9 protein-coding genes are annotated in these 6,843 nt (G+C 46.7%); 6 read left to right on the top strand and 3 right to left on the bottom strand.

The annotated features are described in order from the left end of the window. The coding region (locus ABNS04_RS08260; protein ID WP_348671348.1) for a GGDEF domain-containing protein at nt 1-376 on the top strand (376 nt) is incomplete at its 5' end. On the opposite strand, the gene ABNS04_RS08255 is transcribed toward ABNS04_RS08260, so the two are convergent. Both ABNS04_RS08255 and ABNS04_RS08250 read right to left on the bottom strand, forming a co-directional pair. Further along, nucleotides 373-1,149 (bottom strand): hypothetical protein, encoded by a 777-nt coding sequence (locus ABNS04_RS08255; protein WP_131382121.1) that lies wholly within the window; start codon nt 1,147-1,149, stop codon nt 373-375. The two genes, ABNS04_RS08260 and ABNS04_RS08255, sit on opposite strands and share 4 nt — an antisense overlap. 1 nt (nt 1,150) lies before the next feature. Further along, complete coding sequence (locus tag ABNS04_RS08250) at nt 1,151-1,906, bottom strand: hypothetical protein (RefSeq protein ID WP_006954636.1); 756 nt, start codon at nt 1,904-1,906, stop codon at nt 1,151-1,153. Nucleotides 1,907-2,038: 132 nt separating this feature from the next. Here ABNS04_RS08250 and ABNS04_RS08245 point away from each other — a divergent pair, with 132 nt between their 5' ends. The 4 genes from ABNS04_RS08245 to ABNS04_RS08230 all read left to right on the top strand — a co-directional run bounded on the left by ABNS04_RS08245 (nt 2,039) and on the right by ABNS04_RS08230 (nt 5,244). After that, nucleotides 2,039-3,193 carry a histidine kinase gene (locus ABNS04_RS08245; RefSeq protein ID WP_272978243.1) on the top strand — a complete coding sequence of 385 codons (1,155 nt, stop codon included), beginning with the start codon at nt 2,039-2,041 and terminating at the stop codon, nt 3,191-3,193. Beyond that, the gene (locus ABNS04_RS08240; RefSeq protein ID WP_272978244.1) at nt 3,190-3,828 is read left to right on the top strand and encodes a response regulator transcription factor; all 639 of its coding nucleotides are present in this window, start codon (nt 3,190-3,192) and stop codon (nt 3,826-3,828) included. Before ABNS04_RS08245 ends, ABNS04_RS08240 begins: the two co-directional genes overlap by 4 nt. A 69-nt stretch (nt 3,829-3,897) precedes the next feature. After that, the gene (locus ABNS04_RS08235) at nt 3,898-4,149 is read left to right on the top strand and encodes a hypothetical protein (RefSeq protein WP_006954641.1); all 252 of its coding nucleotides are present in this window, start codon (nt 3,898-3,900) and stop codon (nt 4,147-4,149) included. A gap of 3 nt (nt 4,150-4,152) precedes the next feature. Then, nucleotides 4,153-5,244 carry a beta-eliminating lyase-related protein gene (locus tag ABNS04_RS08230; RefSeq protein ID WP_272978245.1) on the top strand — a complete coding sequence of 364 codons (1,092 nt, stop codon included), beginning with the start codon at nt 4,153-4,155 and terminating at the stop codon, nt 5,242-5,244. A gap of 3 nt (nt 5,245-5,247) precedes the next feature. Here the strand turns inward: ABNS04_RS08230 and ABNS04_RS08225 are convergent, their stop codons facing one another. Then, nucleotides 5,248-5,631 (bottom strand): DUF6746 family protein, encoded by a 384-nt coding sequence (locus ABNS04_RS08225; protein WP_006954645.1) that lies wholly within the window; start codon nt 5,629-5,631, stop codon nt 5,248-5,250. Nucleotides 5,632-5,747: 116 nt separating this feature from the next. Between ABNS04_RS08225 and ABNS04_RS08220 the strand changes: the two genes are divergently transcribed. Then, complete coding sequence (locus ABNS04_RS08220) at nt 5,748-6,824, top strand: transporter substrate-binding domain-containing protein (protein WP_272978246.1); 1,077 nt, start codon at nt 5,748-5,750, stop codon at nt 6,822-6,824. Nucleotides 6,825-6,843: the final 19 nt, after the last annotated feature.

Raw genomic sequence — 6,843 nt, 5'->3', positions numbered from 1 at the left:
TAACGATCATTTTGGTCACTTGGCGGGTGACGATGCGCTCAAAGCCGTTAGTCAGAGCTTAGCTCAACTGGTAAAGCGAGGTACCGATTTTGTTGCTCGCTATGGCGGTGAAGAATTTGCCATTCTGATGTCTTCTGCCAATGCCAGTAGTGTATTAAAGATGGCAAACAACATCAGTGAACAAATCAGTCGACTTGCGATTACACATCCAAAATCACAGTGCGCAGACATACTGACTGTCAGCATTGGTGGCTATTATGAGCCACCGATTGCAGATTCGGAACTTGTTAAAACGAGTAAACGTTTGATTAAAAATGCAGATACGGCTTTATACCGTGCCAAGCTCGCTGGCCGCAACTGTATTCGCTTTTATTAACGCTTTGACAGCAGTGACTGCCACGCTTCGTTCAACGTTTCTTCCTCATGTTTATCACGGGCTTTCACCAACTCATTAAATTGCTGCTGCGCCCCCTGATGAGCATATAACTGCGCTAAGCGATAGCGTGCCCAATCAGCGCTTGGTAAAGATGTATCAGGTTTTTGCAGCGTCGTGAGCTCTTTAAGGTACCTATTTAGCGCAGTCACACCGTCAGCAGTTCGTGACTCCGAAAAGATACTCGTCCGAGCAAATTGATAATAACCCATCAGTCGCTCATTTAGCCTTTCAGCAGACATCATCCTTTCAAAAAGCTGAAACGCATCTGTCCAGTCTTTTTCCTCTTGCAGGACAAGCCCGTAATGGAGCTGAAATTCATAGCGTTCCGGGTAACCAATGTAACTTTGCTTGATAAGTGCTCTTGCATGCGCTTCGCCACCTCCAACGATACTTGGTGCATTTCGGTAATAACCGACCAGCCCCATAACCATCATCGGATTACTGGGCTCCAGCTCGACTGCCTTTTTGAAAGCTTCAAGTGATTCATTCGCGTAACTGAAGGCACTAAAAAAACTGCTACTTGCCTGTACCGCCATGACGCGCCCATGCCAGAACCAGGCATTAGCATCCTTTGGCTTATCCTGAATCCACTGCTGCGAAATCGTCTCAGCTTGGTCATATTGCTCCATGTTCAGCAGTTTCTCTATGTCGCTCCTTTGCGCGTTTGAGCAACAACTCCAAAAGAGCACTATCATGAATATTATTTTTTTCATATTAGACTCCTTTGCGCGTGTTTAAGGTTTCATACTTTTTGCTGTAGAAATAAATCGCAACGCCACCCAACACACCGGGCATAACCCAAAACAGTAACTGCCACTGACCGATATGTGCCAACGCATGCCTCGCACCAAAGGCAAAGAAGGCTGTGTAGACCGCGATACCGGAACCACACATGGAGCTTAAGTGTTCAATTAACCAACGATTGCGCGCTACATTTTTCGAAAATATATAAGACAGTATTTGATAGCCGTTGACGATACCCAGCACAGCAAAAATAAAGTGTAAGTAAGGACTTACCAATGCATGTTGTGCCATTAATACACCCTGCACAAAAAGCACACTGGCAACGACCATTAATAACACCGGCATTGCAACATAGTGCCATTTTCGTAGCGGTGCTCTATTTCCTTTCGTCTGCAATACTCGGTTCGCATGATGAATGGATGTAAAGGTCAGTAATGACAGAAAAAGAAGCAACGTCCAAAACATGCGTACCGTCGCTAGGGTATCTTCTGGCGAGGTCGATTGATTAATCAGCTGACCCTTAAAGTAGGTCGGAGCCACAAGTACCATCACCGACATCACTAAGGCTGAAATGGCTAACACATACATCGTGTAGGTGTAAAAGCGCCCATACTTACGGTGGTTGAGACTGCCTTTACGGGCCACCATCGGGATAACAAATAGAACCATAGCCAATGCACCTGCTAGGATATGCGTATATAAAAGAAAGGAATGTAATTGCAACATGGGTGTTCTCCGTCAGTTCACTGATTGAAAGCTTAAGCAACTCAAGCGCTCTTTGTGAGTGACAAAGGTCATGACTTAAAAGGTGACTTTCGGCCTATTTCTAAAGGAAGATATTCACGGCATACTGCCAATATGAACATTGCAAAATACATTTCACATATCACACATCTGGGCGCTGATCGTTGGGCAGGTCTGCTCACTTGGCTGGTTGTCTCGGTGACCTCGGTTTACTTTACTCACCGTCAAGGTTTGCTACCTTGGAGTGCGATTTCAACTTACGTAACTGGCCTCGCATTGATTGGGTTTATCGTTTGCTTTAGTCTCACCACACGACAAAAGCCATTCACATATGAACCCCATACTCGGTACGGGCTTATCTCTCTACAGCTAGCCTGTATTTATTTCACCTTCTTTTTTATCCCGCATAATTATGTCGCGATTCTGTTAGTGATCTGGGCCGCGCAGTTGCCCTACTTTATGTCGTTGCTACGTGCAGTCATACTCATGGCTGTTTTATCGATTATTTTTGGTGTCATTTATCACGTTCATTGGCAACAATCAGGCGCTTGGCTCAGCGCCGTTTTATTTTGGACGTTTGAAATTTTTTCTATCGTGATGATGACGACCCAACTAAAAGAGCAACAAGCCCGCGAGCGAGAGGAAGCAATTAATCGTGAGCTTCGCGCAACACAGACGCTACTTACTGAGGCGAGTAAACAATCTGAGCGCACCCGTATCGCTCGAAATATCCATGACTTAGTCGGACATCACCTAACAGCCCTCACTATTCAATTGCAAGTAGCCGAACGTAAGTCGGAAGGCCAAGTAAAAACACTGATTGAGCGCAGTCAGCAAGTGGCCAAACTGTTACTTGCCGATGTCCGCGAAGCGGTTAACGATATACGCAGCACGGCTGCAATCGATGTTAAAAGCGCTTTGCTCGCTTTACAACTCAACAGCCAAGACAAGCAGGTCGTTTTTAATATTTCGGACGACCTTACCGTGACTGATGTTGCTACGGCCGAGACGCTATTACTGATTGCAAAAGAAGCCATTACTAACTTTTTTCGGCACTCCAACGGCAACACGCTGACTATTGAGCTATCGAGTAACGAGGATATCGAAATGCGAATTGCTGATTCGGGCACAATAAAGCAATCATTGCGGCCCGGTAATGGCCTTCGAGGCATGGTTGAACGCGTCACAGAACTTAAAGGCCAGTTACGCATTCATGAACAGCCAACGTTAACCATCACTGCAACACTACCTAAGGAGCAAGCACTATGATCAAGGTGCTACTTGTCGATGACCAAACGCTTATTCGACAAGGATTAGAAAGTCTGCTAACCATAAGTGATGCGCTTACGATTTGTGGGCAGGCGAGCGATGGTGAGGAAGCCATTAACGTGATCGACTCAGTACAACCGGATGTCGTGCTGATGGACATTCGTATGCCGCGTATGGATGGCATTGAGGCGACAAAGCGCCTGCGCCAGACACATCCTCGGCTACCTATATTAATTCTAACGACCTTTGATGATCACGAATTAATTATTAAAGCCATTGCAGCAGGTGCAAAGGGCTATCTACTTAAAGATGTCTCTCTAGAAACGTTGGTCGATGCGATTCGTACACTCGTTAATGGAGGTACCTGGCTACAGCCAGCGATTACCGAGCGTATCGTGAACAGCTTAAACCACAATAGCGCTAAGACCACTCCCACATTGGTAGAGCCGTTAACCGATAAAGAACTCGCTGTTCTAAGACTGATGGCGGCAGGACTCAGTAATCAAGAAATCGCCGATAGCTTGTTTAAATCGACTGGGACGATAAAAAACCAAGTCTCGTCGGTTATGGCCAAACTGGGCGTTCATGACCGCACCCGCGCGGTACTAAAAGCAATTGATTTGGGAGTTTTATAGGCTTTCGTTAGCCAACCGACCTCCTCAGTTGCTAATATTAGCTAAAACCTACGCAACCTATTGGGAGATATGGCTAAGCCAAATAAAAAAGGTCCCGTTCGCACCGTACAGATTTCTTGTTTGCAATGTAAAACCACCTTATTTAAATATCGCAAAGGTGGTAAAGGTGCACTGGTAAAATGTTTTATCGAACGGATAGTCGAGGATCACACGCAAACCCCATGCCACTGCCCAGGTTGTGGGCAAGAGTTCGCACGGGAAACGATGATTCGAGGCACTCCAGCGTATAAAATGATTGGCGGCAAAGTCCATATGAAATAAGAGATGCACATCCCTGACGCTTTAAAATCTGAGTTTCACTCACAATTAAACACCGCCTCGGCGGTCATTCATCGCCATCCACAACCGACTCTAAAAAACGAGTTGGTGCAATTAAGCGAGTATGCGCAAGAACGCGACTCGCGCGATAGCTATGGAAGGGGCGGTATTGTCAGCGAGTTTGAAGAGCAAATCTGTGAACTCTTTGACAAACCTTCAGCGCTCTTCTTACCAACCGGCACACTCGCCCAGTGTGTTGCGATGAAGTGTTACAGCGAAGCCAGTGGCAAAAACGGCGTTGGTTTGCATCCGACGTCCCATTTACGACTCCATGAGCATGATGCGATACAGCACTTGTGGGGGCTGTCCGTACACTCTATGGGTGAAGCGCAGCGCGCGCTCACAGCGGTCGATATCACTCAGCTTAACCCTGAACACGTGGCTGCGATTATTGTCGAGACGCCGATGCGTGAAATAGGTGGCGCAATGCCGTCTTGGGATGATCTGCTCACGATGCGCGCATGGTGTAGCCAGCACAACGTACGTATGCACTTAGATGGTGCCCGTATTTGGCAAGCGACCGAATATTACCAACGCTCACTGGCTCAAATTGCCGAGTTGTTCGACAGTATTTACGTTAGCTTTTATAAGGATTTAGGTGGAATATTTGGTGCGGCCCTGATTGGTAACGATGAGTTAATAGAACCTGCACGTGTCTGGTCACGTCGCGCGGGTGGGAATCCTATCACACTCTATCCTGAGGCGCTTTCGGCTCGCAAAGGGTTAGAGAGTTATCTGCTGAAGATGCCTGATTTTGTTGAATTCACTAAAACCGTGACGGACTTGCTAAGCTCTGCTGACTTCGAAATCATTCCACCACAGCCCAAAGCGGCTATGTTTCATATTCGTCTCCCGTATAACGCGACAATAACGGCTGAAAAACTTGTTCATTATGCCCAACAACAGGGGATCATCGTGTTACCTTTGCCACGAGCCGAACATGATGAAAAGGCTATTTGCGAGGTTTCAATTGGCGATCGGGCACTTGAGCAAGCGCCCGAGTTCTGGGTTAAGCATCTATCCGCCTGTTTCTCATGAAGGCTAGTTTTTCTTAGCCGAGGTGATTGTGTCGAGCGTGCGTAGGTAGTCTTTCGCAAAGCCTTTCACGCGCGCTTGGTTCATGGCCTCTGAACCTAAGTGGACCTGCTCCAATGAATTCGCCGCAACATCCAGCTCTTTACTCAGGCGCGCCAGCGCAACTTCTAATGTGTAGGTAATTTCATGCACTTTGGCTAAATCCTGAGCGGTCATCTCGCCTTCGGTTAAAGATTTCAGCTTCGCGTTATACTCATCAATATTGGCGAGCGCTTGCGCTAAATTTTCAGAAGGCTTCGGCTTAAAATGCTGATAGCTTTGTTGTTGCGCTAGCGCGCCGGCAGTCATTAGCACACTACACGCTGCCAAGGTGTAAACCAGTTTTCGCATAGAACATTCCTCTTACTATTTTTCCAAAGTATTCAAATAATCAATCGGTATGACACTATTTTATGTAATCATAACTGCTAATCTTTAATTTGTATTAATTAATAAGGTACGTTCACATGCGTCATTTTGTTTTCGCGTTTATCGCCGTACTCATATCCTCATCTGCGTTTGCACAGCCGCAGGCAACACCGCAGCCTGAAGAGCCATTAAAAATTGCAGTACGCGTGAATGCGCCATTTGTCATTGAACAAAGTAACCAGCAATATCAAGGTTTGGCAATTCAACTATGGCAAGATATCGCAGATCGGTTAAACGTCAATTATGAACTGTATCCACTGCCCTTAGACGAGGTTATCAATGGTGTGGAGCAGGGCGACTATGATCTCGGCCTCGGTGCACTCACCATCACCTCTGAACGCGAAGCACGACTAGACTTTAGTCAACCGTTTATCAATGGCGGTCTGGCTATTGCTGTACCCGTCAATAACGAGTCAACTTGGTGGGCAATGACTAAACGCTTTGTGTCCTTTGATTTTCTATACATCATTATGATTCTATCGTTGGTGCTCTTTGTTGCCGGTGCATTAGTTTGGTATTTCGAGCGCAAAGAAAATACTGAAGAGTTCTCTGACCAGCCTCTAAAGGGCCTGGGATCAGGCTTTTGGTGGGCCGCCGTGACCATGACCACCGTGGGTTACGGTGATAAATCGCCGCGGAGCTTGGGCGGACGAGCGGTCAGTCTGATCTGGATGTTTACCTGTGTCATCATTATTTCGAGCTTCACCGCAAGTATCGCTTCGTCGTTGACCGTTTCTAAGTTTCCGTCAAAAGTATCCAGTGTTGCAGATTTAGGTAATGCGCGTGTAGCGACCATTGGCTCTTCAGCGACAGCGCGCTGGTTAGAAGATAAGAATATCGGCTTTGAATCTGTAACCGATCTCAACACAGCCCTAGAGAAACTCGACAATGGTGAGCTCGATGCTGTGGTTTATGATGAACCTATCATTCGCTACCTGATTCGTACACAGTCATATAATAACGTCCGTGTATTACCCGAACGCGTGATTTCGCAAGACTATGGCTTTGTACTACCACAAGGCAGCCCGCTCCGCGAGTCTATCAACCGCGAGCTTTTAGCTATCATCCAAACTGAAGCATGGCGCCAAGAACGCAGCCGCTACCTCGGCCAATAATTTTTCTGGAGTTCAATTG

The sequence above is a fragment of the uncultured Idiomarina sp. genome (assembly GCF_964010655.1).
Lineage (GTDB): Bacteria > Pseudomonadota > Gammaproteobacteria > Enterobacterales > Alteromonadaceae > Idiomarina > Idiomarina baltica.
This window is presented reverse-complemented; position numbering and strand designations above follow the sequence as displayed.